This is a genomic window from Microcystis sp. LE19-41.2A (assembly GCF_027530405.1).
In the GTDB taxonomy this organism is placed as follows: Bacteria; Cyanobacteriota; Cyanobacteriia; order Cyanobacteriales; family Microcystaceae; genus Microcystis; species Microcystis aeruginosa.
On the sequence record NZ_JAPZQJ010000375.1, the window covers coordinates 1 to 1,463 of the forward strand.

The following is a 1,463-nucleotide window of genomic DNA, read 5'->3' on the forward strand; positions in this document are numbered from 1 at the left end:
TGAGGTAGTCAGTTGCCTAATTTTCAGGGAAAAAGTACCTGAATTTTGCCCCCGATCCCCGCAATGGCTGGCACTTTTTGAGGGAAAAAAAGTCTAAAAGTCTTATCCAACAAGGTTTTTAGATTTATTCAGCAAGCCCTATATAAGTTAAACTTATCATACAAAGAATAAGCGAGCCAAAATTTTAGTTAATTATGCGTTACAAACTTTTAGGTAATAGTGGTCTGCGAGTTTCCGAACTATGTCTAGGAACGATGACATTCGGGGAAGATTGGGGTTGGGGGTCCGATAAAGAAGAAAGTCGGGCGGTTTTTCAGGCTTTTGCGGAAGCGGGCGGCAATTTTCTCGATACCGCTAATCTCTACACTAACGGAACCAGTGAAACATTAGTGGGGGAATTTGTCAAGGGCGATCGAGAAAAATGGGTAATCGCCACGAAATATTCTCTCAATACGCGCCCCGGCGATGTCAATGCTTGCGGAAATCATCGAAAAAACCTCTTTCAAGCGGTAGAAGCTAGTTTAAAGCGTTTAGGTACTGATTACATCGATTTACTCTGGCTTCATCTTTGGGACTCTCTCACTCCTATCGAAGAAGTGATGCGCGCTTTCGATGATTTGGTCAGGATGGGAAAAGTGCTTTATATCGGCATTTCTGACAGTCCTGCTTGGATTGTCTCCCAAGGGAACACCCTGGCCACCCTGCGGGGATGGACACCCTTTATCGGACTACAAATAGAATATTCTCTCAAGGAACGCACCCCCGAACGGGAATTATTGCCCATGGCCAAAGCATTAAATATCGGGGTGACAGCTTGGAGTCCCCTGGGAGGAGGAGTTTTAACGGGAAAATATAATCAACCCAACCCCGTCGATGGACGTTTAAGCATGACCGACCAACCTTTTCAAATTTTTGATCGCGATTTAAAAATTGCCGAGACTGTCCTAGAGATTGCCAGAGAAATTGAGAAATCACCGGCACAAGTGGCATTAAATTGGCTAAGAAATCGGCCTAACGCCGTAATTCCTATCATTGGCGCTCGAAAATTGTCCCAATTGCAGGATAATTTAGCCTGTGTGGACTTTAACCTGACTGGGGAACAGCTGCAACGACTCGATAATATCAGTGCTATTTCCCTCGGTTTTCCCCACGAACTTTTAGCCAGTCAATTTGTTCGCGATATCCTATTAGGAGGAGTAGCAGCACAATTAGACCGATGATGGAAGTTTTTGTTTATGGAACCCTGAAACCTAAGCAGAGTAACTATTCTGCCTACTGTGCGGGAAAAGTGATCAACTCTAAAACCGCCTACACAAAGGGGTATTTATCGAAAATTTGGGTTAAAACCCCGTCCTTTTAGGACGGCTTTAAGCTACAATGGAAAAAGCGATAACCAAGCTAAAAACTGAACCTTGACAACAGATAGTAGGGGGTTTTGTTCAGAAAAGAATTCAAATTCGGCC

Annotated in this window: 1 protein-coding gene and 1 pseudogene; both read left to right on the plus strand. The window is 44.0% G+C overall.

All coding sequences use genetic code 11. The features are described from left to right. Positions 1 to 194: 194 nt before the first annotated feature. Positions 195 to 1,220: an aldo/keto reductase gene (locus O9290_RS15245; RefSeq protein ID WP_002761340.1), complete on the plus strand. Its 1,026-nt coding sequence runs from the start codon at positions 195 to 197 to the stop codon at positions 1,218 to 1,220. Next, positions 1,217 to 1,327 (plus strand): annotated as a pseudogene (locus O9290_RS15250) (gamma-glutamylcyclotransferase); the annotation flags it as partial. The gene O9290_RS15245 and the pseudogene O9290_RS15250, both read left to right, overlap by 4 nt. Between the last annotated feature and the right edge of the window lie 136 nt (positions 1,328 to 1,463).